A 24,107-nucleotide genomic window follows, 5' to 3' on the forward strand; every position below is an offset into this window, starting at 1 on the left:
CGGAGAAATTCCACGGCATGTTCGGCTGGAAAGCCCCGTCCTGGGAGCAGTCAACCACATCCACAGTCAAACGGCTGTTGCAGTCGAGTTAGAGCAATCCGGGATCATGAGGGTGTGTTCAAGGTTTCTTGAGCACTCTTCAATCCCCAGTGAAGCAATTCTTCAGCGCGGCTGTCGTTGGATGCCTCTGCATAACAGCGCAATTCCGGCGCATTTCCCGATGCACGATAGTGGATCACCTCGCCGGTCGAGAGCACAACGCGCACACCGTCAATGGCGTCATTCTCCTTGATCGTGCCTAGCTCCGCAAAGAACGCATCGCGGCGCGTGCTGTCACACAGGCCCTGCAGGAATGGATCGCTGACTGTTGATGGAACGTGTTCCAGACGGCCGCTGCGTGTGAAGCGGGCGGGCAGATCCCTTAGCAATGCTGATACCGGAACACTCCTGCCAGCCGCCATGCCCAGAACACTCAGGATGGGGAGCATGGCATCGCGCGTTGGCAACGCGTCCAGTGTTCCACCCGGCATGGTCAATGAAGAACCTAGCAGTACCCCACCATTGGCCTCAAAGCCCACGATTCGCTTGAACCCGTCCCGGTCTGCCTGCTCCATGCCTTCAATCACATAGGGCGATCCGACTCGCGTCCGATAGACTTTGGTGAAGAGGCCGCTGAGTTCAATGGCCGTATTGGAGGTTACCGGTGTAACGACGGCATCGGCATCGAGAAAATGCGCCGTCAGAAGGCCAAGGCTGTCGCCGCGAATGAAAATGCCGTTCTCGTCAGCAACGAGCGGTCGGTCAGCATCGCCGTCTGTTGAAACCAGCGCGTCCAGTTTGTATTTCCTGCACGCATCTTCGGCGAAGGTAACATCTTCCGGACGGAGCGCTTCGGTATCGACAGGCACAAATATGGTGGAGTGGCCAAGGGCAACGGTTTCGGCCCCCAGACTCTGCAAAACGGTGACGATCAGATCGCCAGCAACGGAACTGTGTTGATAAACACCGATTCTCTTGCGGGCCAATACCTCCGGTTTCAGCAGGGAGACGCTTCGTTTGATATAATTTTGCAGCGCATCCGGTACGATTACTACCTGCCCGTCAGAACCTGTCTGTTCTTCTGCTTTCAGATCAAGAGCTGCAAGAATACCTGCTTCATCGATCTTGTCGATCTCGCCATCGGGTCGATAGAACTTCAAGCCGTTCCGGTCTGCAGGAATATGGCTGCCGGTGATCATAATCGCCGGCGCCTTCAGGGTAAGTGCTCGAAACGCCAGCGCGGGTGTCGGCAAAGGGCCGCAATTTTCCACCTGCATACCGAAAGATTGTGCGGCCGATATACAGGCAGCTGTCATGCGCGGACTGCTTGAACGCAGATCGTAGCCAACGAGCAAAGTGCTGCCGGACGCTACACCTTTGACTTTCTGCATGTGCCTCAGGAATGCAACAGTATAAGCTTTGCAAACCTCGTCGGGTAGTTCGGTTACAAGGCCGCGAAGGCCGCTTGTTCCAAATTTCAAACTGCTCATTGTAATGTCACAACCACTGACGCTGTTGCCGCAAGATACTGGCTTAAGATGTCAGCCGCGCACGATCGAAAGTCAACAACGATCGATGGAATGACATAGAAACGGGGTAGAGCGCCGAGAGGAGAAATTGGCTGGGGAACCTGGATTCGAACCAGGACTAACGGAGTCAGAGTCCGTGGGTCTACCGTTAACCTATTCCCCAACAACCGCTTTTGTGCGGTGGCTGATTAAGCCGGTGCGGGGTCATATAGTCCAATTCGATCGGGATGAAAACCCCTGTTCGGACGGTTTTTGCGCTGCGGTGCATTTTATCTCGTATGAGCGATTTTAATAATTGAAAATGCTCCGTTTGTAGCGAAATTTGTTGCCAGGCTATCGAAAATACGCTGTCGAGCGATTTGGCTGCTGGCATTCCGATCTACCAGGCCTATAACTGTCTCCAGCACTGATTTGCCATTCATAGCAAAGAGAAAGCAGACGAGGTGGCGGACCGATTATCACCACTGGCCCCGTTCAGGCACGACACATTCCGCATCATCTGGATTGCGAGTCTGGTGTCGAATTTCGGATCGCTGATTCAGGCGGTCGGTGCCGCATGGATGATGACCTCCATCACTGATTCGGTGAATATGGTCGCGCTCGTGCAGGCCTCCACGGCGCTGCCGATCATGATCTTTTCTCTTGTCTCCGGCGCTTTGGCCGACAATTTCGACCGGCGCAAAGTGATGCTCGTGGCTCAGTGGTTCATGCTGGTTGTTTCAGTGTTTCTGACCATTTTTGCTTATCTGGGGCTCATTACGCCGTGGCTTCTGCTGGCGTTCACCTTTCTGCTGGGCTGCGGAACCGCCCTCAACAATCCGTCCTGGCAAGCTTCGGTTGGCGACATGGTTCCCCGTGAGGATCTTCCCAATGCGGTCGCTCTGAACAGCATGGGTTTCAATATTACACGCAGCGTCGGCCCCGCGATTGGCGGTCTCATTGTCGCCATCGCCGGTGCCGCAGCAACTTTCGCGGTCAACGCTGTCAGTTATTTCGCGGTGATCTACGCCTTGATGCGCTGGCAGCCGAAAATTGATCCCAGCCCTTTGCCGCGCGAATCACTGGGACGCGCTATTTCGGCGGGCCTGCGCTATGTCGCCATGTCACCCAATATCGGCAAGGTCGTCATTCGCGGATTTGTGTTTGGTCTTTCTGCCAGTGCTATTCTGGCTCTTTTGCCGCTTGTTGCACGTGATCTCGTCCGAGGCGGTCCTTTGACTTATGGCGTCATGCTGGGCTCGTTCGGCATCGGTGCGATAGGCGGCGCGCTTCTCAGTGCGCGCCTGCGCGAGTTTCTCTCAAGCGAAGCAATCGTACGCTATGCCTTTGGCGGGTTTGCGGTGAGTGCCGTCGTGACGGCGCTCAGCACATCGGTCTGGCCAACCAATATCGCTCTGCTGTTGGCGGGGGCATGCTGGGTGCTCGCCCTCTCGCTGTTCAATGTCACGGTGCAGTTGTCGACGCCTCGCTGGGTGGTGGGGCGGGCTTTGTCGCTCTATCAAACAACAACATTCGCGGGTATCGCTGCAGGCAGTTGGATCTGGGGTGCCGCCGCCGAACAATATGGAGCAGACAAAGCTTTGATCGCTTCCGGTGTGTTGATGCTGCTCGGCGCTATCATCGGTCTTCGCTATGCCTTGCCGGAGTTCAAGTCGCTCAATCTCGATCCGCTTAACCGGTTCAGCGAGCCGCTTCTTGCGCTTGACCTGAAGCCGCGCAGCGGACCGATTGTGATCATGATCGATTATGTAATTGCCGAAGAGGATATTCCAGAGTTTCTCTCGCTGATGTCAGACCGGCGGCGTGTGCGAATTCGGGACGGGGCTGGGCAATGGGCTCTGATGCGCGATCTGGAGAATCCGGAGATCTGGACTGAAAGTTATCATACGCCCACCTGGGTCGAATATGTCCGCCACAATCAACGGCGGACGCAGGCCGATGCGGCGGTTGGCGACCGGATTCGCGAACTGCATCGTGGCGGCGAAATTCGTGTGCATCGCATGATCGAGCGGCAAACGATATTGCCGCACGATATCGCTGCGCATAAAACGCCCATGGATATGCACTAGAGTTGCTATTTCTTGCGCAGTGCATCCGCGAGTGCGGCGCCGAAAGCCCCCTGTGTTGTCGATGGCTGCGGCTTATTTTGTGCCGGCTGCTTCGCCTTGAAGCTGTTGTTGTCAGCCCGTTGCTCTCTTGGTGCAGGCCCCCCGCCATCCTTGCGCATGGTCAGACTGATGCGGTTGCGTTTGACATCGATATCCACGACGCGAACTTTTACCACATCACCCGCTTTGACGACCTCGTGCGCATCCTTGACGAAACGGTCTGCCAGTTGTGACAGATGGACCAGCCCGTCCTGATGCACACCGATATCTACGAAAGCGCCGAAGGCAGCGACGTTGGTGACCGTTCCTTCAAGCATCATTCCCGGCTTCAGGTCTTTGATATTGTCGATACCATCGGCAAAGGAAGCGGTCTTGAATTGCGGGCGCGGATCGCGGCCAGGCTTTTCCAGTTCGGCGATGATGTCGCGAACAGTGGGCAGACCAAAGCGCTCGTCGACGAAAAGACGCGGATCGAGCGTCTTCAGAGCGGCGCTGTCATTCATGAGCGAACGCACATCGCGGCCGCAGGCACTGACAATCTTCTTGGCAACACCGTAGGCTTCCGGATGAACTGCTGAGGCATCAAGCGGCTCCGTGCCGTCAGGAATACGCAGGAAGCCGGCACATTGCTCGAAGGCACGAGGCCCCAGGCGCGCAACCTTCAGGAGATCGCGACGCGTTTTGAACGGACCGACCTCATTGCGATAAGCGATCACGGCCTCCGCCAGCGAAGCTCCCAACCCGGAAATGCGGGCCAGCAAAGGGGCCGAAGCTGTGTTAAGGTCAACACCGACGGCATTCACCGCATCTTCGACGACGCCATCGAGCGAGCGAGCCAGACGATACTGGTCAACATCATGCTGGTATTGGCCAACGCCGATAGATTTCGGCTCGATCTTGACGAGTTCCGCCAGCGGGTCCTGCAGGCGCCGGGCGATGGAAACGGCGCCTCTGAGCGATACATCCAGATCCGGGAATTCTGCAGCGGCTGTTGCCGATGCGGAGTAAACTGACGCACCGGCTTCGCTGACGATCACCTTCAATGGTTTGGGCGAGGGCATCTCAGCGAGCATATCCGCGACAAGGCGCTCCGTCTCACGGCTGCCGGTTCCGTTGCCGATGGCGATCAGCTCGATCTTGTGTTTGACAATCAGTCGCGCCAGTTCGGCCTGCGTTCCACGGACATCGTTGCGCGGCGGAAAGGGGTAGACCGTGGTTGTGTCGAGCACCTTGCCGGTACCGTCCACGATAGCCACTTTCACGCCGGTCCTGATGCCGGGATCAAGGCCCATTGTTGCGCGCGAGCCAGCAGGCGCTGCCAGCAGCAGGTCTTTCAGATTACGGGCGAAAACATGGATGGCCTCTTCCTCGGCCTTCTCACGCATTTGGGTCATGAGATCGATCGAGAGGTTGAGCGACAGACGCGCGCGCCAGGCCCAGCGGACAACATCCATCAACCAGCTATCGGCCGCAGTCCCGTTTGGGGAGATGGAATAGGCAGTGGCGACCATGCGCTCGACTGGCTTCACCGGCGACGTATCGTCGGCATCCACTTCGATATCGAGAGAAAGCACGTCTTCATTGCGCCCGCGCAGCATGGCGAGCGCGCGGTGGCTGGGGATGGTTGCCCAGCGCTCGAAATGGTTGAAATAGTCGGAGAATTTTGCGCCGGCTTCCTGTTTCCCATCGGCAACCTTGGCCCGCAGAACGGCCTTGTCTTTCATGTGATTGCGCAGGCGGCCGATGAGATCGGCATTTTCCGAGAAGGTCTCGACCAGAATATCGCGTGCACCGTCGAGGGCGGTTTTCACATCCGGCACGTCTGGCGAAATGAAGGTCTGAGCAAGTTCAGCCGGAACGGTGCGCCGGTCAGACAAGATGGTTTCAGCCAGCGGTCCCAACCCACGCTCGCGCGCTATTTCCGCCCGCGTGCGCCGCTTGGGTTTGTAAGGAAGATAAATGTCCTCAAGTTCGGCTTTGGTAGCCGATGACAGGATCTTGGTTTCCAACTCATCGGTCAACTTGCCCTGGCTGCGTATCGATTCGATGATGGTGTCACGCCGGGCATCGAGCTCACGCAGATAGACGAGCCGCTCGTCAAGAAGCCGCAGCTGCGTATCGTCGAGCCCGCCCGTAGCCTCTTTGCGGTAGCGGGCAATGAACGGAACAGTCGCGCCACCATCCAGCAATTCAATCGCGGCATTGGCCTGTTCAGGCCTGGCATTGATCTCAGTGGCAATGATACGCGCAATACGGGCAGTTGTGGCAGTCATACTGGTCTCATCAAACATGATCGGAGGGCGACCATAGGGCTGCCCGCCTCAATCGGCAATCGTTTGATCTCGCCGGCTACCCGGCGTTCCACGGAAAATTCGGGCACTCCAGCAGCGATTGCGCCCGGCTTGACGTGTGCGGTGAAACGTTTCCTTATCGCCGAATACCTTCTGCTGATTCAGTCAAAATGGATATTGTCGCGATGCAGGCAAATGTGAAGCCAAGGATTCTGTGCGTTGGTGCTCTGACGATGGACACCATCTTTCGGCTGGACACGCTGCCGCCCGGTCCCGGCAAATTCATTCCACAGGAGGCTGTGGAGATTGCCGCTGGCATGGCATCAAGTCAGGCGGCGACCATCGCAAGACTCGGCGGCGGCGCATTTCTCTGGGCTTCGGCTGGGCTGGACCATGTGGGGGACCGTGTGATCGCAGAACTTGCAGATGAAGGCGTTGATTGCACGTTTGTCCGCCGCATCGAAGGCGCGCGGTCAGCCTTCTCATCCATCTTTGTCGACAAATCAGGTGAACGCATGATTGTACCCTTCTATGACAAGATCTTGGTGAGCGCCCCGGAGCAAATTCCGCCGATCGAAGAGGGAGCATTCGATGTGGTGATGACAGACGTTCGGTGGCCTTTGGCCGCTGCAAGTGCACTCAGATCAGCACGCGAGGCGGGTATCTATGGTGTGCTTGATGCGGATGTTGCGCCACTGGAAACCCTTGAACGGCTGCTACCGCTTGCCTCGCACATTGTCGCATCTGAACCGGCAGCTGAGATTATTACCGGTGAAACGGATATAGCGCGCGCAGTTATTGCCTTGGCTGCACGCTATCGGAGTTTCGTTGCTGTTACCGGTGGCGACAAGGGCTGCTACTGGTCGGACGGCGAAGCGGGAATTCTGCACCATATACCGGCTTTTGCGGTGGACGTGGTGGATACGCTGGCCGCCGGTGACGTGTTTCATGGCGCTTTTGCCCTGGCACTTGCGGAGGGGCACGCCATGGAAGAAATCATGCGTTTTGCCAGCGCTGCCGCGGCCATCAAATGTGCGCGGTTTGGCGGACGTGCCGGAGCGCCGACCCGGGATGAGGTCGTGCAGTTTCTCTCCGCATAGCAACATTTGTATTTGAGTGGATAAAAATGTATGTGGCAACATGTTGACTCATAACTAACATGTTAGTAGTCTTTATCTATTGAGAGGGTGGGAGGAAAATCATTGTCTCGGGTTGAACGGTTCGGACTTTCTGCGGCATTGACGATGCCATTTGATGGGGCGCTGGCAATTGATCTGCCTCGCGCAATCGATCATGCGCAATCCTGCTTGCGGCGGGGTTGCAGCAGTGTGACCTTGTTTGGAACGACAGGCGAGGGCTCGTCTATTGGCGCCGGGGAGCGCCAGACTGTGATTAGGGAATTTATCACAGCAGGCATCGCTCCATCACAGATCGTGGTCGGCATCATGGCAAACTCCCATGTGGACGCAGCGAACGAAGCGCGGTTTGCGCTGGATGCGGGGTGCCTCGGCATTCTTCTTGCGCCGCCTTCCTATTTCAAGAATGTCAGCGATAACGGTCTTTTTGATTGGTATTCTGCAGCGTTCAAGGCGATTGGCGCAGACGTTCGCGGCATCATTCTGTACAATTTGCCGTCAGTTACGGCTGTGGAGATTTCAGTTGATCTCGTTACCCGCCTGCGGGAGGCCTTTCCTGGAGCCATTGCCGGAGTAAAGGACTCATCCGGCAACTGGGGCTACACGGAAAAGATGCTGACCCGGCACAACGACCTTGCCATCCTCATCGGCGACGAGCGCAGCCTTGCGGCCGGCGTGCGGCTCGGCGGACAGGGTGCGATCTCGGGGCTGGCCAATCTCTATCCCGAGCGTCTTTTGCGCATGATTGACGAAGGCCGTGATGATGAAGAGGTGGTTGCGGCTGTCAATGAACTGGTGAAGTATCCGGTGATTCCGGCGGTCAAGGCGATGGTTGCCCATCACCGTGGCGAAGATGGCTGGCGGCGCACGCGTGGTCCGCTTGAAGCTTTGCCTGACGGCGATTGCAAGCACCTGACGATGGTCTTTGACCGTCTGTTTGTTGCGGCAGCGGCCTAGCGGGGAATGACGTCCTGAGGAGGAACAGGCATGGATGACAGTGGCGAGCCGGTAAGATTGCGTGAGAAAGCCTATGCAAGTTTCACTGAACATCTTCTGGCCCGCGATTTTCATCCGGGGCAGTTTGTATCGCAGCGCCAGCTTGTCGCCATGACCGGAATGCCTTTGGGCGCAATCCGTGAGGTTGTGCCCCGCCTTGAAGCCGAAGGATTGGTGAAGACTGTTCCACAGCGCGGCATACAGATTGCCCATATCGACATCAACCTTATCCGTGAGGCATTCCAGTTTCGCGTTTTCATGGAGAAAGAAGCCATTGCGCTGTTCTGTGTTTCTGCTTCTGACGACGTGCTGGCTAAGCTGCGGCGCGAACATGAAGAGACGCTGGAGAAGGCTCTCAAGGATGGAGAAACGCCTGAACTGGAACTGCAAGCCCAGGCAATCGATTGGTCATTGCACGACACGATCATCGATTCTCTTGGCAATGAGATCATTTCAAAAGCCTATCGCATCAATGCCATCAAGATGCGGTTGATCAATCAGGAGCGGTTTCGCATCACCGGCCGTGTCATTCCGGTGATGCGCGAGCATCTGGCGGTTATCACGGCAATCGAGACTCGCAGTCCCCAAGCGGCGATGGATGCCATTGCCGAGCATATCAACAATGCAAGGAATCTGGCTCTGAAAGTTTAAATGCAACGGTACCGGAAATGGGAGCTATGGTACTGAAATAGATCATGGGAGGATGATACGCATGAAACGGATTCAACCGACACGCCGGCAGTTTCTCGCCGGCTCAGCAGCGCTTGGTGCTGCAAGCTTTGCCGGACTAAAGCCGGCATTCGCCAATGTAGACTGGAAGAAATATGCAGGTACAACCCTCGAGGTTAACCTCATCAAGAGTCCGCGCGGCGATATTCTGCAGAAATACCAGAAAGAATTCGAGGAATTGACAGGAATCAAGGTCAATTCAGAGCAGACGCCGGAACAACAGCAGCGCCAGAAAGCCGTGATCGAACTGACATCGGGCAAGCCAAGCTTCGATGTTATCCATATCAGTTATCACGTCCAGAAGCGGCAATTTGAAAAAGGCGGCTGGCTTGCCGACCTGACCCCTTTCCTGAAGGATCCGAGTCTCACGGAACCTTCGCTTGTTGAAAGCGACTTCGCCGAGGCAGGTCTTACTTTTGCCAAAGACAAGAATGGCCGTTTCGGCGGTTTGCCCTTCTCGGTGGACTACTGGATTCTGTATTGGAACAAGGAGCTCTTCGCCGCCAAGGGTATTGAGTATCCGAAGTCCTTCGATGAGCTTGTGAGTGCGGCAGAGAAGCTCACGGATGCGAGCAAAGGCACGTACGGCTTCGTTGCGCGTGGGATGAAGAACGCCAATACACCTGTCTGGGCCAGTCTTATGCTCGGCTATGGCAAGAGCACGATCGATGACGGCAATCTCCAGACCGACACGCCGGAAGCCATCGAGGCAGCAACGCTGTATCAGCGTTTGATGACCAAGTCCGCACCTCCCGGTGTGACAGGCTTCAACTGGGCAGAATGCCAGTCGAGCTTCCTGCAAGGTAAGGTTGCCATGTGGCTTGACGGTATCGGTTTTGCGCCGCCGTTGGAAAACCCAGAGAAATCGCGGGTCGTCGGCAAAGTTGGCTATGGCGTCATGCCCAAGGGACCGGCTGTGCAGGCTGCGCCGACGTTCGGCGATGGCATCGGTGTGACCGAGGGATCATCGAAGAAGGAGGCCGCCTATCTCTATTGCCAATGGGCAATTTCGAAGGAGATGGGCGCGCGCCTGCTGCAAACGGGATCGGGTGTGCCATTCCGCAACTCTATCCTGAACGATCCGGAGGTTCGCAAAGGTGTGACCATGCCGTCCGAATGGGTTGATGTGCTGACGGCGTCAGCCAAAGTCAGTCAGCTATGTCTGCCAGTTATCGTCCCGGTGACCGAGTTCCGTGACGTGATGGGTGTCGGCCTGACCAACCTTCTCGGCGGAGCTGATCCCGCAACGGAAATGAAACGGGCAACGGAAGAGTTCCGCCCCATCCTCGCGCGCAGCGAGGGCAAATGACAATCGCTGCCCCGACCATGACAACCGAAACACAAAGCACCAAAGCCAGAACTGGCAAACGCCGGCTCAAGCCGAGCTACTGGCCGTTTGTCATTCCGGCGCTGGTCATTGTCGGGGCGGTCATACTGTTTCCTTGGGCGTTCACCCTATGGATGAGCGTCAATGAGTGGCACCTTGGCGGAGAACAGAGCTTTGTTGGGCTGGCGAACTTTACCCGGCTGGCAGGTGATGCGCGTTTCTGGCAATCAATGGGGCACACCGTGCTCTATACGCTTCTCTCCGTCGTCGCCCCTCTGTTTTTTGGAACCATCGCGGCTCTGATCTTCGACAGTAAATTGCCGATGCGTGGTCTGCTGCGCGGCATATTTGTTATGCCGATGATGGCCACGCCCGTGGCTATCGCTCTCGTCTGGACCATGATGTACCACCCGCAACTCGGGGTTCTCAATTACCTCTTGTCGCTGGTCGGCATCGGTCCGCAGGAATGGATATTCAATCAGAAGACTGTGATCCCGTCGCTGGTCCTTGTGGAAACGTGGCAGTGGACACCGCTTGTGATGCTGATCGTGCTTGGCGGTCTGGCTTCCATGCCCCGCGATCCATTCGAGAGCGCGGAAATTGATGGTGCCAACGGCTGGCAGAAGTTCCGCTACATCACCCTGCCGATGATTCTGCCCTTCATGATGGTTGCAGTGATCATCCGCTCCATTGATGCTCTGAAAAGCTTCGACATCATTTTTGCCATGACACAGGGCGGTCCCGGCACGGCATCCGAGACGATCAATATCTATCTCTATAACGTGGCCTTTTCCTACTACGACATTGGCTATGGATCAGCGATTGCCGTGGTCTTCTTCCTCGTCATCATCACCATGTCCCTGGCGCTGCTTTATCTGCGTCAGCGGACCAAATGGAACAGCTGAAGGAGAAGCCGATGGCCCGCCGTAGTCCGCTGAAATCACTGGGCACCGCCTTCGTTGTGTTCGTGATTGTTTCACCCGCCATTTTCTTCTTTCTCTGGATGCTGTCGCTGTCGTTGAAATATGAGATCGACAATGGCGCCTATCCGCCGATCTTCATCCCGGAACGTTTTGCCTGGTCGAATTACACCCAGATTTTTGCCACGAACGATTTCCTGCATTATTTCTGGAACAGTCTTGTCGTGACGGGCATATCGACACTTCTGGCCCTGCTTGTCGGGGTACCCGCCGGTTATGGCATTGCCCGCCTGCGTGCTGACAAGGCTGCTATTGTGGTGATGATCGCACGCATGACACCCGGTCTTTCCTACCTCATTCCCTTATTCCTGCTGTTCCAGACGATGGGGTTGCTGGGAACGTTGTGGCCGCAGATCATCATCCATCTGGTGGTGACCGTGCCTATCGTGATCTGGATCATGATCGGCTATTTCGAAACGACGCCGATGGAGCTGGAAGAGGCTGCCATGATTGACGGTGCCACCTCCTGGCAGGTTTTTGTCAAGGTGGCACTCCCTATTGCCAAGCCCGGCATTGTGGTGTCGCTGATCCTCGCGGTGATCTTCTCCTGGAACAATTTCGTCTTTGGTATTGTCTTGGCCAGCCGCGAAACCCGAACCTTGCCGGTCGCGGTTTACAACATGCTTTCATTTGAGCAGGTCAGTTGGGGCCCGCTGGCCGCTGCGGCGCTGGTCGTCACATTGCCCGTGCTGCTGCTGACCGTCTTTGCCCAGCGCCAGATCATTGCTGGTCTTACGGCCGGCGCCGTCAAGGGCGGGTAGAACACGTTTTAAAGAACAGGGAGTGCGCGATGGCTTCGGTCTCGATCAAGGATGTCACCAAAAAATACGGCAACGTCAATGTGATGCACGGTGTCTCCGTTGATATTGAAGATGGCGAATTTGTCATTCTCGTCGGCCCGTCAGGCTGCGGAAAATCGACATTGCTGCGCATGATTGCCGGGCTGGAAGAAATCACGACCGGCGAAATTGCGATCGGCAGCCGCGTGGTCAATGACCTGCCTGCCAAGGAGCGCGATATTGCCATGGTGTTTCAGAACTACGCGCTTTATCCGCATATGACCGTTGCCGACAATATGGGCTTCGCGCTCATGCTGAAGAACGCACCGAAACAGGAAAAGGAAAGCCGCGTTGGCCGGGCAGCGGAAATCCTTGGTCTTGAAAAGCTGCTTGACCGCTTCCCGCGCCAATTGTCCGGTGGGCAGCGTCAGCGTGTTGCCATGGGCCGCGCTATTGTCCGCGATCCGCAAGTATTCCTGTTTGACGAGCCGCTTTCCAATCTGGACGCCAAACTGCGCGTGCAGATGCGCAGCGAGATCAAGGGGCTGCATCAGCGGCTTGGCACCACTATTGTCTATGTCACGCATGACCAGATTGAAGCCATGACTATGGCCGACAAGATTGTCGTGATGAAGGATGGGCTGGTCGAACAGATCGGCACGCCGCTTGATCTTTATGATTATCCCGCCAACCTGTTTGTTGCCGGTTTCATCGGCTCGCCGTCGATGAATTTTATCAAAGGGCGTCTGACTGGAGCAGGGCAGTTTGAGACGGCCGAGGGAATCAAACTGCCGGTGCCCCAGACGATCCCGGCCACGGTATCCGGGGAAGTGATCTACGGTGTGCGTCCCGAGCATATAAAGATTGCTGCCGATGGCATTCCGGTTGACGTCAGTGTTGTCGAGCCGACTGGGTCGGAAATCATGGTGGTAGGCAAACTGGGTGATCAGGAGATCATGTGCCTCTTCCGGGAGAGACTCTCCATAAAATCTGGCGACAGGATTCACATAGGGATTGATCCTGCTCACAGTCATCTGTTTGATGGCACAACGGGTATGCGTCTGGATAGCAGGACAGCAACCCACTGACCCATGCCATAAGTCGAAATTTCAGGAGCATTACGCGTGACGATATCAGCCGAGACCTACAACACCGGAACATTTGTTGGCCGTGTCTGGCGCCCGGATGTGCAAGGCCCTGGAATTGTCGTTGTGCGCGATGGCAGCCTGTTTGACATCACATCCAAAGACGTTGCTACCACACGTGATCTTCTGGAGCTGCAAGACCCGGCTGCCTACGCAAAAGCACAGAAGGGTGAAAAGCTGGGAAGCCTGGACGAGATTTTCGCACAATCTGTCGAAGGCGAGGGCAATGCATCGCAGCTTCGGCTTCTCGCGCCCTGTGATCTTCAGGCGGTCAAGGCCTGCGGTGTAACCTTCGCCCGTTCGATGATTGAGCGCGTCATCGAGGAAAAGGCCGCGGGTAATCCGGCGCTGGCACTCAAGATCCGCGAGCGCATAATGCCGATCATTGGCAACAGTCTGCGTGACCTGAAAGCGGGTTCGCCGGAGGCGGGCAAAGTGAAGGCGGCGCTCATCGAAGAGGGCGTCTGGTCGCAATACCTGGAAGTCGGTATCGGACCGGATGCCGAAGTGTTCTCCAAGGCGCAGGTTCTCTCGTCCGTGGGCTGGGGTGCGTCGGTTGGTTTGCATCCGATATCGAGCTGGAACAATCCGGAGCCGGAAATCGTCCTTGCCGTCAACAGCAAGGGCAAGATACAGGGCGCAACGCTTGGCAATGACGTGAATTTGCGCGATGTCGAAGGCCGTTCGGCCCTGCTGCTTGGCAAGGCAAAGGACAATAATGCCTCATCATCGATCGGGCCCTTCATCCGGCTGTTTGATGCAACCTATTCCATCGATGATGTGCGCAATGCCGATCTTGATCTGCTCATCGAAGGCACTGACGGTTACGTTCTCAATGGCAGAAGCACCATGAAGGAAATCAGCCGTGATCCGCTGGATCTGGTATCGCAGACCATTGGCCGGCATCACCAGTACCCGGACGGACTTATGCTGTTCATGGGAACGCTCTTCGCCCCGGTTGAAGATCGCGATACGCCGGGCGAGGGTTTTACCCACAAAATCGGTGACGTGGTGACCATATCCAATCCTGAACTTGGCGCGTTGACCAATACGGTCCGCCTTTCAACCGAATGCGCGGAATGGACATTCGGAACATCGGCTCTCATGCGCAATCTCGCTGCACGCGGCCTGCTGTAAATCCCTGCGCCTGCGGCATGTCATTCTGCAGGTGCTTATTGATTGATCACGGCCCGATTTCTGATGAACATCGATCTGTGTATTGTCACAATAGTTTCGTCTAAGTTCGATCAAACTTTCACACAGCCCGTCCAGAGTTGAATGCGAGCGTGGCAGCTGGATTTCTCCAGAGCTGCCCCGAGTTCATTTTCTCTATTGCCGTATTCAGGGGGCTTCAATGCAGGGTTTTGGTGTAAAAATTGGTCTGGCCGCAGGGCTGCTGGTCGTCGGGTTGGGCGCGACGCCAGCCATGGCCGAGAAGGTCAAGTTTGAATTCTGGTATGGTCTCAGCGGTGATCTTGGCGAGCGCGTGCAGGATGCCTGCAAGAAGTTCAATGACTCGCAGGCCAATTTCGAGATCGTCTGTACCAGCCAGAATGGCTATCCTGAAACCGTTCAGAACGCCATCGCCGCCTATCGCGCCAAGAAGCATCCCGCCATCGTACAGGTCTTCGACGGCGGTACACTTGATCTGATGCTGTCAGGGGCTTTCGTCCCGGCCAAGAAGCTGATGGAAGACAATGGCTACAAGATCGACTGGAGTAATTATTTCCCCGGTATCGCCAATTATTATGCGACGGCAAAGGGCGAACTGAATTCGTTCCCGTTCAATTCTTCGACCGCGATGTTCTATTATAATGTTGATGCTTTCACCAAAGCCGGCATCCAGAGCGCGCCTGAAACGTGGGAAGATGTCGAAGCCGCTGCACGCAAGCTGAAAGCTGCCGGTTATGCCTGCCCATTCGGCTTCAGCTTTGACAGCTGGGCAACGGTCGAGCAGTTCTCTGCCATTCACAACCAGCCAATTGCCACCAAGAATAATGGCTATGACGGGCTTGATACTGAACTCACGCTGAACAAGACCAAGCTGGTAGACCATCTGACCTTCTTCAAGAAAATGACCGATGAAGGGCTGTTCGTGGTCAAGACAAAGCAGCTCGGCATGGATGTTGTTCCAGCCTTCACTTCCGAAACCTGCCAGATGATCCAGTCGTCGATTGCCGATCACGGCACAATCGGTAAGACCATCAAGCAGGGAGCGAAGTGGGATGTGACCATGCTTCCAGTCTGGAAGGGAACAGCACGCCAGAATTCGATGGTTGGTGGTGCATCCCTTTGGGTTCTGAACAACCGTCCCGAAGCTGAATACAAGGGCGCCGCAGCCTTCCTGAACTTCATTGCTCAACCGGATATGGTTGAGTGGTGGTCGACAGTGACAGGTTACATCCCGGTTACAAAAACAGGCTTTGAAGCCATGAAAGCCAAGGGGTTCTACGATCAGCCGGCCTTCAAGGGCCGTGAAAAGGCCATCGCCAGCCTGACATTCACCCCTACATCCGCCAATACCCGCGGTATTCGCCTCGGCGGCTTCCCGCAGATACGCAAGGAAATCTCCGACGCGATGGAAGGCATTTTCTTTGGCAAGCTGACTGTACAGGCCGGTCTCGATCAGGCTGTAGAGCGGGGCAACGTCATTCTGCGCCGCTTTGAAAAGACCTATGCCGGCAAGGCCCTGAACTGATTGCAGGCTTGCAAATGGCCCGGAGCAGAACAGCGCCGGGCCATTTCCTTTTCATCCCATAGGCAGAATTGAATATCACATGAACAAGCGCGCTGTTTTCAAAAGCTGGTGGTTGCCCGTCCTTTTTGCATTGCCGCAACTCCTGCTCATTTTGTTCTTTTTCTACTGGCCTGCCATATCGGTTTTCAATTGGGCCTTTTCACTCGAACCTGCCTTCGGCGGCGCGGGTGAACGTCTCTTCGTTGGGTTTGATAATTTTCGGGAGGTTTTTGCAGATGGTGAATATTGGCGCTCCGTCTCCCTGAGCCTGTTCTTTGCATTCACTGCAACAGGATTGTCCATGTTGATCGCCTTTGTTCTGGCGATTTGTGTCGACCGTCAGTTGAAGGGATCAGGCCTTTTCCGGTTCTTTTATATCTGGCCCTATGCCATTGCGGCTCCGGCAGTGGGCTTGGCTTTCCGTTTCATCTTTGCACCCGAGAGTGGTTTGATTGCAGTGGTGAACACCTGGTCGCCAGACCTCTGGAACCCGGCCAAATATGGCAGCCACGCCATGATCCTCATCATCATCTGTTTTGCGTGGAAATGGATCGGTTACAATTTCATTTTCATGACCGCCGGACTGCAATCGATCCCGCGTAGCCTGCTCGAAGCGTCATCAATGGATGGTTCAGGCCCCGTGCGCCGCGCACTTGATATTCAGATACCGCTTTTGGCGCCAACGCTGTTCTTCCTTCTGGTGCTCAATCTTACGGAGAGTTTCGTTGGTCCTGATACGTTCGGCATTGTCGACCTGACGACCGAAGGCGGACCGAACAAGGCGACAGACGTCATGGTCTACCGCATTGTTAGCGAAGCCTTCCGTGGCCTGAATTACTCCGGTGCAGCGGCCCAGAGCCTCGTTCTGATCGCGCTTATCATGGTGTTTACGTTCATCCAGTTCCGCTTTGTCGAGCGGCGCGTGCATTACAAGTAGGATTCGGGCGATGATCGAACGTACACCCATACTTAACGCTTTCACTTACCTCATCATGATCCTGGGCTTGATCCTTATTCTCGGGCCGTTCTGGATGATTTTCACGGCGTCAACCCAATCCCTGCAGGAGGTCACGGCCGTCCCGTTCAATATGACGCCTGGTGGCGACTTTCTGAAGAACGTTCACGCGGCCTGGGATCGTGCCAATCTGGGCCCTGCATTGCTCAACAGCCTCATCACGTCATTGCTGGTTATGGTTGGCAAGATAGTATTGGCAGCCCTGAGCGCCTTTGCCATCGTTTACTTCAAGAGCCCACTGCGCCACGTCTTCTTCTGGATGGTTTTCATGACGCTGATGCTGCCGCTCGAAGTGCGCGTGATCCCGACCTACAACATCGCTTCGGATGTGTTCGAACCGGTCCGCTGGATCATCCAGACCATCACGGGCATTGAGCTGTCGCTGCAATGGAACTTGCTCAACTCCTATTCCGGCCTCGTCCTGCCGCTTATAGCAACCGCAACGGGAACATTCCTCTACCGTCAATTCTACATGACACTTCCTGATGAACTGGCGGAAGCCGCCAAAATGGACGGTGCCCGACCGCTGCGCTTCTTTATCGATATCCTGCTGCCTCTTTCTCGCACCAATATGCTGGCGCTGGCAACGATCATGTTTGTCTATGCGTGGAACCAGTATCTCTGGCCCAAGCTGATGACCACCGATGCCAGTTATCAGACTGCCATGGTCGCCATGCGTGCGCTGGTACCATCAGTCAATTCGTTGCCCGAATGGAATGTCTCCATGGCCGGCGCTCTCATTATCATGTTGCCACCCCTTGTCGTCGTTGCCGTCCTGCAACGCTGGTTTGTCCGTGGCTTGGTCTCGACCGAGAAATAAAGGAAAAAGCAATGGCCGAAATTGGCATCAAGGATGTGCGCAAGACCTACGGAAGCACGCAGATTCTGCATGGCGTCGACCTGAATTTCAAATCCGGTGAGTTTGTCGTCATTCTCGGACCGTCCGGCTGCGGCAAGTCTACATTGCTGCGGATGATCGCTGGTCTTGAAGAGATTACGTCAGGTGAAATTTCCATTGACGGCAAAGTGGTCAATAATCTCGAGCCCAGGGATCGCGGCTGCTCGATGGTTTTCCAGAACTATGCGCTCTACCCGCATATGAATGTTGCCGCCAACATCGGCTATGCCTTGAAGGTTGCCGGTGTTCCGCGCGCCGAACGTGATCGGAGGATTGCGGAAACAGCCAAGATCGTCGGCTTGGAGGATTTGCTCGACCGCAAACCGGCGCAGCTTTCCGGGGGGCAACGGCAGCGTGTTGCCATGGGCCGTGCGATCATTCGTGAACCCAAGGTGTTTCTCTTCGACGAACCGCTGTCCAATCTTGATGCCAAGCTGCGGGTGCAGATGCGGGTGGAAATCCGCCGTCTGCACAAGCGGCTGTCGGCAACTTCGGTTTTCGTCACCCATGATCAGGTGGAAGCCATGACCCTGGCCGACAAGCTGATTGTCATGAACAAGGGCCATGTGGAACAGGTTGGAACCCCGCTGGAAATCTATCACCGGCCGCGCACGCGATTTGTCGGAACGTTCATCGGCTCCCCGGCCATGAATTTCTTTGATACGACCATTGCAGCGAGTGGTGACCATGTTCTGCTCGATGGCATTGCTCAGGCGATTGACCCTGTGTTGGGCGGCAAGAATGCTGGCACCACCGTTTCCGTCGGTATCCGTCCTGAGCATTGCCGTCTTGTTCCCGCGGGCACGATCAACAGTGTGCCGGCCAATATCGATTTTGTTGAAGAGCTGGGCTCCGGGCGTATCGTTCATGTCGAGATCGACGGCTTGGGTTTTGCCGTCTCTGTCGAGGAGGGCCAGTTCTTCGAACAGGGGGCTGTTGCCGGCCTGCAATTGCCCGCCGAACACATCCATCTGTTTTCGCTTGAAACCGGTTTGCGCCTTGACGACGCCCCGGTCGTGATGCGTCAATCCACACCAAAAACAGTCGCTGCCTGACTTGTCTTGAAAGGACCGAACATGAGCTCCGAAACCACCATTTCTTCCGTTGGATTTTGCACTTACACGGGAGGAGGTAACTTTGACACGCTGGAAAAATCACTTTGCAGCATAGCTGAGCTCGGGGCCAATGCAGCCGAGCTGTCGCTCTATGGTGAAGAGATCATCTCCGGTGGCCGCATCATACCGGGTCGGGCCGAGCGTCTGACTGCGATTACGAACCAGTTCGATCTGCGCTACAGCGTGCATGGCCAGATTGTTTCCAACTTCATGGACCGTGAGCATCTGGAGTACCAGAAGGCTGTAGTTCGCGCGATGTTGGAACTCTGCAATCGCGTTGAAGCCGGAATCCTCGTGCAGCACAGCGGCAATGCCAAAATGCCGGCCCAGTCGCATATTGCCGATCTCGACAGGATGGAACGCGATACGCTTGCTGAAATGGCCGAAATTGCCAAGGGCTATGGTGTACGGATCGCCCTCGAGAACATCTTTGCCGTTACCGATGCGGAATATCGCCAGACACCGGCACAGGTTGGCGAGACGGTTCGCGCCGTCGGCAGCCCCAATGTATGCGGGCTGATTGATTTCAGCCACGCCTATATCGAAAGCACGCGGCTTGGTCTCGATTGGCGCGAGCAGATCAGCGCCATGGCACCGGTTACCGGGCATTTGCATGTGCATGATAGCTTCGGCCGTCCCTACAGCATGACGAAGTTCTATCATCCGGCTGAGGCAACGGCGCTTGGGATCGGTGATCTGCATCTGCCGATCGGCTGGGGCGACATTCCGTGGGAAGAGATTTTCGAAGAACTGACCTTCCTGCCGGATACGATGCTGATCATGGAAATCACGGGTGAGCGGTTCGTCAATGAACAGGCCGAGTGCCTTGCGCGTGCATTCAAACTGGCTGAGATCGCCAACGGCCGCCGTCTGGCTGCTTAGTTAAATGAGGCGCGGTCAGCAGGTTGACCGCGCCTCTCCGTTCAGTTCACAATATCAGTCAATCCTGACCTGCTGTTTACGGTCGCTCGATATTGGGAATTCTGGAAATGGCTGACGATATTCTGTTTGTTGCAAAAGATGCTGCCGAGTGGACCAAGACCGAACCCGGTGTGAGCCGTCGCATCATGGCCTATCTGCCGGAAATGATGCTGGTTGAAGTGCAGTTCGAAAAGGATGCCGTCGGCTCGCTTCATTCGCATCCGCATATTCAGGCAAGCTACGTTGCTGAAGGGCGCTTTGAAGTCACCATTGATGGTGCCAGTCAGGTACTGGAGCAGGGGGGCAGCTTCATTGTCCCATCCAATCTCGTCCACGGGGTCAAGGCCATCGAAAAAGGACGTCTGATCGACAGTTTCTCGCCATATCGAGCTGAGTTTCTCGCATAATTCATTTGTCCGGATTTTGATGCTGCAACCGCTTGACAGCACCCTTTGGATGAGCAAAACTGAAACCGGTTTCACTTTGTGCCGGACGGACGTTTGACTTTTGATCTAACCATATTGGCGCCGCACATTCCTTTCCTCGTGAAAGGTGCGGTTCTGACAGCCGAGGCTTGCGTGCTGGCGCTAGCCGGCAGCTTGTGCATTGGCACGATTGTTGCCGCGCTGGTCACATCGGCTTCGCCGGTTCTGTCCCGTATTGCCTATATCTACGTGGATCTGTTCCGGAACATTCCGTTCATCGTTCAGCTCTTCTTTTTCTTCTATGGCTTGCCTGAAATCGGTATCTACGTGAACGCGTTTGCGACCGGTGTCATAGCGCTCTCCATTGCGGGCGGCGCCTTTACATCCGATGTGATCCGTTCGGGAATTCTGTCGATTGATCCGGGTATTCTCGAAGCTGCCGAGGTCAGCGGGCTTTCCAAGCCCACCATCTTCCGCAAGATCGTCATGCCCATCGCCTTGAGGACGTCCGTGCGGCCACTGGGCTCTGTCTTCATCAACCTCATCCTGACGTCGTCGATTCTGTCGACGATCACGCTGAACGAATTGACCGGCTCGGCAAAAATCGTGGCTTCGGACACATTCCGGCCGTTTGAAATCTATGCGGTGCTGCTTGTTGCCTATGCCAGCCTGACTTATCTCGTCTCGCTCGCCATCGGGGCGCTGCATCGTTACCTCAACCGTGATCAGACAGAGGCTGCCTGATGCGTTATACGGCGTTCACCTCTTACGATATCGTATTGCTTGCGCAGGGGCTGGGTGTCTCCCTTGCGCTGTTTCTGGCCACGACCATTATCGGCCTTCTGCTTGGTTCTCTCTGGGCCATCATCCGGTTCTACCGTGTCCCGGTGCTGATGCAGATTGTGACGGTATTCGCTGAACTTCTGAAAAACTCTCCTGTTCTGGTTCAGCTGTTCCTTGTGTTCTTCGGCCTGCCTGCTTTTGCCAGGCTCAACGTAACGCCGGTTGAAGCGGCAGTGATCACGCTGTCAGGCAATACGGCGGCATTCGTCTATGTCATTGCGGTGTCAGCGATTGAATCCATTGGGCGCGACCAGATCGAGGCAGCCCGGGTTTCCGGCCTGTCCCGCTGGCAGGTGCTGCGCCATATCATTGCGCCACAGGCCATGGCCTTTGCCATCGGTCCGCTTACCGGTCTTCTGGTCAATCAGTTGCAGGTGACGTCGCTGATATCGGTCATCGGCGTGGTGGACCTCACAAAGATCGGCAATATTCTCAACCTGCGCACGCTCAAACCATTCATCGTCTGGGCGATCGTCGGCGGGCTTTATTACGTCATGGCCAAGCTCGTCGCCTTTGGCGGGGCAACGCTTGAAAAGCGACTGAGAGCACATACCGCATGGAAGGGTCTCTGAAATGATCAGTGTGAGAGGCGTGCGCAAAGCGTTCGGCACGGCGACCGTACTCGACGGAATCGACCTTGATGTTCATAGCGGCGAAGTCGTGTCCATTCTCGGTTCCAGCGGCTCCGGCAAATCGACCTTGATCCGCTGCATGAATGGCCTGGAAAAACTCGATGGCGGGCGCATTACAATCGATGACTTCGATGTGTCCCGCCCGAAGGAACTGGCCGAAGCCCGCAAGCGGTCGGCAACGGTATTCCAGCTTTTCAATCTCTATCCGCACATGACGGCCGTGCAGAACATTGCGCTGGCGCCGGTTGAAGTGTTGAAAATACCGCGCAAGCAGGCCGAAGCCGATGCGCGCGCACTTCTGGACTCTGTCGGCCTGAGTGCCCGCGCCGATGCTTTTCCGGCGCAGCTGTCCGGCGGGCAGCGCCAGCGCGTCGGTATCTGCCGGGCGCTCGCCATGAAGCCGCGCTATCTGCTGCTCGACGAAATCACCAGTGCGCTCGATCCGGAAATGACGTCGGATGTGCTGGCCATTCTCGCCAAGCTGGCCCGTGATGGCACGACAATGGTTTTCGTCACCCACGAAATCGAGTTCGCCCGTACGATCTCGTCGCGGATTGTTTTTCTCGACAAGGGACAGCTCGTTGTTGATCTACCGACAGCCGAATTCTTTGCGGCCGATGGCGGAATGGCCAAGCCGCGCATCGCCCAGTTCCTCTCTAAAATGCGTAAAGACTGATAATGATCCTGATTGCGAATAACGAGGCTTGGCCGGGTTTTGCCAGAAGTGTCGAACTCCTTAAGCAGCAGGCGCATGGCATCGATGCCATGGTCGCCGGAATCAGCGCCGTCGAGCGCGAAGTGAAGGTGCGCAGCGTTGGCTATGGTGGTTGGCCCAACATGCTCGGGCGCATGGAGTTCGATGCCGGCGTGATGGATGGAACGACACGGGATGTCGGCGCGGTCGGCGCTGTGCCGGATACACTGCCTGTGGCGGCGCTGGCGCATGAGGTGATGAAACGATTACCGCATGTCATGCTGACCGGTGACGGCGCCCGCCGCTTTGCCACGGAAATCGGCTTTCCCGTTGATGAAACGTTATATGAAGACAGCAAACGCGTCTGGTGGGAGCGTCTTCAAAAGGAATTATCGCCCGAAGAGTTGGCAGCCTTTCCGGACATTGCACTCGCGCCCCTGAGCCGCACCATTACGGATCCGGAACGTGTTCGCGACACCACAGTGTTCCTGTCAAAAGACTCCGCCGATGGTATTCACGCGGTAACGTCTACATCCGGCTGGGCCTGGAAATATCCGGGACGTCTTGGCGATTCGCCCATCGCCGGTGCCGGATTCTATGCGGATAGCCGCTATGGCGCGGCCGCCTGTACTCATACGGGTGAAATGACCATCCGCTGTGGAACTGCCCGCAGCATCGTGCTCGCCATGCGTTTCGGGCATTCTTTGCGCGAAGCCGTCGATATGGCGATAGAAGACCTCGCGCAATTGACCACTGGGTTTCTGGCTGGCGTCGTCATTCATGCGATCGATGCGAAGGGCAATCACGAGGTGGCAAGCTTCCGCTGCGAAGGTGAAATCAAATACTGGTTATGGGAAGCAGGAATGGATGCGCCCGAACATCGGGTCGCAAGACAATATGATCCGCAACAAACGACATAAGGGGACAATCATGAAACGTTTCATCACACGACTGGCGGCATTTGCGCTGACCACCACTCTGGCTTTGACAAGTGCTGCCTATGCCGGAAAGCTTGATGACATTCGCGCGCAAGGAACGGTCCGTATCGGCGTGTCGTTGGGTGGCGAGCCCATCGGCTTCCGGGACGACAAGAACAACCCCGTCGGCTATGACGTCGATGTTGCGACAATGCTGGCGGCCAAGCTCGGTGTACCGGTCGAATTCACTGACGTTTCCGGTGATGCGCGCGTATCTATGCTGGTGTCCGGACAGCTTGATATCGTCGTTGCCAATACGTCGGCCACACTGGAACGTGCCAAGACAGTCAATTTTTCGATCCCTTACAACCGTGCTGGCCTGCGCGTCATCGTGCAAAAGGATGCAGGTATTGCCAAGCTTGAAGATCTGGCCGGCAAGAAAGTGGTCGTCGGCCGCGGTACGACGGGCGAGAGCTTCTTGAAGAAGAGCGTTCCCACAGCAGAACTGATCTATACCGATAACTTCTCGCCCGATGGCGTGCTGCTCCTGCAGCAGAAGCGTGTCGATGCAGCTATCGAAGATTCTTCGCTGCTCGATTATCTCGCCACCAAGAACGATACTCTGGTGACCTTGCCCGGCCTTTATTCCAATGATCCGATCGGTATTGCGGTTGCCAAGGGCGATCCGGAATTCGTGCGCTGGCTTGATATGTTTGTTTCCGACTACATCCAGTCAGGCGCCTATGACGCGAACTACAAGAAATGGTGGGGCGAAAAGTCCAATCCGCCAGCGCTGACGCCACTCTGGTAAATTGAGGTCAAAGGCCGGGTCTGATCCCGGCCTTTGCATT

22 protein-coding genes and 1 tRNA gene are annotated in these 24,107 nt (G+C 55.9%); 20 read left to right on the forward strand and 3 right to left on the reverse strand.

All coding sequences use genetic code 11. The features are described from left to right. Positions 1–104: 104 nt before the first annotated feature. Both FHW16_RS27605 and FHW16_RS27610 read right to left on the reverse strand, forming a co-directional pair. Positions 105–1,535 (reverse strand): phosphomannomutase, encoded by a 1,431-nt coding sequence (locus FHW16_RS27605; protein WP_182552676.1) that lies wholly within the window; start codon positions 1,533–1,535, stop codon positions 105–107. Between the two features lie 122 nt (positions 1,536–1,657). After that, a tRNA-Gln gene (locus FHW16_RS27610) sits at positions 1,658–1,731 on the reverse strand. Between the two features lie 280 nt (positions 1,732–2,011). Here FHW16_RS27610 and FHW16_RS27615 point away from each other — a divergent pair. Next, entirely contained in the window at positions 2,012–3,637 is a 1,626-nt protein-coding gene (locus tag FHW16_RS27615; protein WP_182552613.1) for an MFS transporter, read from the forward strand. Positions 3,638–3,642: 5 nt separating this feature from the next. On the opposite strand, the gene FHW16_RS27620 is transcribed toward FHW16_RS27615, so the two are convergent. Then, entirely contained in the window at positions 3,643–5,949 is a 2,307-nt protein-coding gene (locus tag FHW16_RS27620) for a Tex family protein (protein ID WP_182552614.1), read from the reverse strand. Positions 5,950–6,164: 215 nt separating this feature from the next. Between FHW16_RS27620 and FHW16_RS27625 the strand changes: the two genes are divergently transcribed. From FHW16_RS27625 to FHW16_RS27715, 19 genes are all read left to right on the forward strand, one after another. After that, the gene (locus tag FHW16_RS27625; RefSeq protein WP_348643939.1) at positions 6,165–7,067 is read left to right on the forward strand and encodes a PfkB family carbohydrate kinase; all 903 of its coding nucleotides are present in this window, start codon (positions 6,165–6,167) and stop codon (positions 7,065–7,067) included. A gap of 102 nt (positions 7,068–7,169) precedes the next feature. Beyond that, on the forward strand, positions 7,170–8,060 hold the full coding sequence (locus FHW16_RS27630; protein WP_182552615.1) for a dihydrodipicolinate synthase family protein: 891 nt from the start codon (positions 7,170–7,172) through the stop codon (positions 8,058–8,060). A gap of 30 nt (positions 8,061–8,090) precedes the next feature. Continuing rightward, the gene (locus FHW16_RS27635; protein ID WP_182552616.1) at positions 8,091–8,750 is read left to right on the forward strand and encodes a GntR family transcriptional regulator; all 660 of its coding nucleotides are present in this window, start codon (positions 8,091–8,093) and stop codon (positions 8,748–8,750) included. Positions 8,751–8,811: 61 nt separating this feature from the next. Next, the gene (locus FHW16_RS27640) at positions 8,812–10,137 is read left to right on the forward strand and encodes an ABC transporter substrate-binding protein (RefSeq protein WP_182552617.1); all 1,326 of its coding nucleotides are present in this window, start codon (positions 8,812–8,814) and stop codon (positions 10,135–10,137) included. Positions 10,138–10,154: 17 nt separating this feature from the next. Continuing rightward, positions 10,155–11,060 (forward strand): carbohydrate ABC transporter permease, encoded by a 906-nt coding sequence (locus FHW16_RS27645; protein ID WP_246712000.1) that lies wholly within the window; start codon positions 10,155–10,157, stop codon positions 11,058–11,060. Between the two features lie 11 nt (positions 11,061–11,071). After that, entirely contained in the window at positions 11,072–11,896 is an 825-nt protein-coding gene (locus FHW16_RS27650) for a carbohydrate ABC transporter permease (protein ID WP_182552620.1), read from the forward strand. A 29-nt stretch (positions 11,897–11,925) separates the two neighbouring features. Then, positions 11,926–13,002, forward strand: a complete 1,077-nt coding sequence (locus FHW16_RS27655) for an ABC transporter ATP-binding protein (protein ID WP_182552622.1) — start codon at positions 11,926–11,928, stop codon at positions 13,000–13,002. A gap of 36 nt (positions 13,003–13,038) precedes the next feature. Continuing rightward, entirely contained in the window at positions 13,039–14,196 is a 1,158-nt protein-coding gene (locus tag FHW16_RS27660) for a fumarylacetoacetate hydrolase family protein (protein ID WP_182552624.1), read from the forward strand. Positions 14,197–14,413: 217 nt separating this feature from the next. After that, positions 14,414–15,757, forward strand: a complete 1,344-nt coding sequence (locus FHW16_RS27665; protein WP_182552626.1) for an extracellular solute-binding protein — start codon at positions 14,414–14,416, stop codon at positions 15,755–15,757. Positions 15,758–15,836: 79 nt separating this feature from the next. Continuing rightward, positions 15,837–16,733 carry a carbohydrate ABC transporter permease gene (locus FHW16_RS27670; protein WP_182552627.1) on the forward strand — a complete coding sequence of 299 codons (897 nt, stop codon included), beginning with the start codon at positions 15,837–15,839 and terminating at the stop codon, positions 16,731–16,733. Between the two features lie 10 nt (positions 16,734–16,743). After that, entirely contained in the window at positions 16,744–17,631 is an 888-nt protein-coding gene (gene ugpE, locus FHW16_RS27675; RefSeq protein ID WP_182552629.1) for a sn-glycerol-3-phosphate ABC transporter permease UgpE, read from the forward strand. 11 nt (positions 17,632–17,642) lie between these two features. Beyond that, positions 17,643–18,764, forward strand: a complete 1,122-nt coding sequence (locus tag FHW16_RS27680) for a sn-glycerol-3-phosphate import ATP-binding protein UgpC (RefSeq protein WP_182552631.1) — start codon at positions 17,643–17,645, stop codon at positions 18,762–18,764. Between the two features lie 21 nt (positions 18,765–18,785). Next, positions 18,786–19,706 carry a sugar phosphate isomerase/epimerase family protein gene (locus FHW16_RS27685; protein ID WP_182552633.1) on the forward strand — a complete coding sequence of 307 codons (921 nt, stop codon included), beginning with the start codon at positions 18,786–18,788 and terminating at the stop codon, positions 19,704–19,706. 107 nt (positions 19,707–19,813) lie between these two features. Next, positions 19,814–20,152: a cupin domain-containing protein gene (locus FHW16_RS27690; RefSeq protein WP_182552635.1), complete on the forward strand. Its 339-nt coding sequence runs from the start codon at positions 19,814–19,816 to the stop codon at positions 20,150–20,152. Between the two features lie 93 nt (positions 20,153–20,245). Beyond that, on the forward strand, positions 20,246–20,914 hold the full coding sequence (locus FHW16_RS27695) for an amino acid ABC transporter permease (RefSeq protein WP_182552637.1): 669 nt from the start codon (positions 20,246–20,248) through the stop codon (positions 20,912–20,914). Next, complete coding sequence (locus FHW16_RS27700; RefSeq protein WP_182552639.1) at positions 20,914–21,585, forward strand: amino acid ABC transporter permease; 672 nt, start codon at positions 20,914–20,916, stop codon at positions 21,583–21,585. Before FHW16_RS27695 ends, FHW16_RS27700 begins: the two co-directional genes overlap by 1 nt. Before the next feature lies 1 nt (position 21,586). Beyond that, positions 21,587–22,321, forward strand: a complete 735-nt coding sequence (locus FHW16_RS27705; RefSeq protein ID WP_182552641.1) for an amino acid ABC transporter ATP-binding protein — start codon at positions 21,587–21,589, stop codon at positions 22,319–22,321. A 2-nt stretch (positions 22,322–22,323) separates the two neighbouring features. Then, positions 22,324–23,259 carry an isoaspartyl peptidase/L-asparaginase gene (locus tag FHW16_RS27710; RefSeq protein WP_182552643.1) on the forward strand — a complete coding sequence of 312 codons (936 nt, stop codon included), beginning with the start codon at positions 22,324–22,326 and terminating at the stop codon, positions 23,257–23,259. Between the two features lie 10 nt (positions 23,260–23,269). Further along, entirely contained in the window at positions 23,270–24,067 is a 798-nt protein-coding gene (locus tag FHW16_RS27715) for a transporter substrate-binding domain-containing protein (RefSeq protein ID WP_182552645.1), read from the forward strand. The last annotated feature ends 40 nt before the right edge of the window (positions 24,068–24,107 follow it).

It is taken from the genome of Phyllobacterium myrsinacearum (genome assembly GCF_014138285.1).
Classification (GTDB): Bacteria; Pseudomonadota; Alphaproteobacteria; order Rhizobiales; family Rhizobiaceae; genus Phyllobacterium; species Phyllobacterium myrsinacearum_A.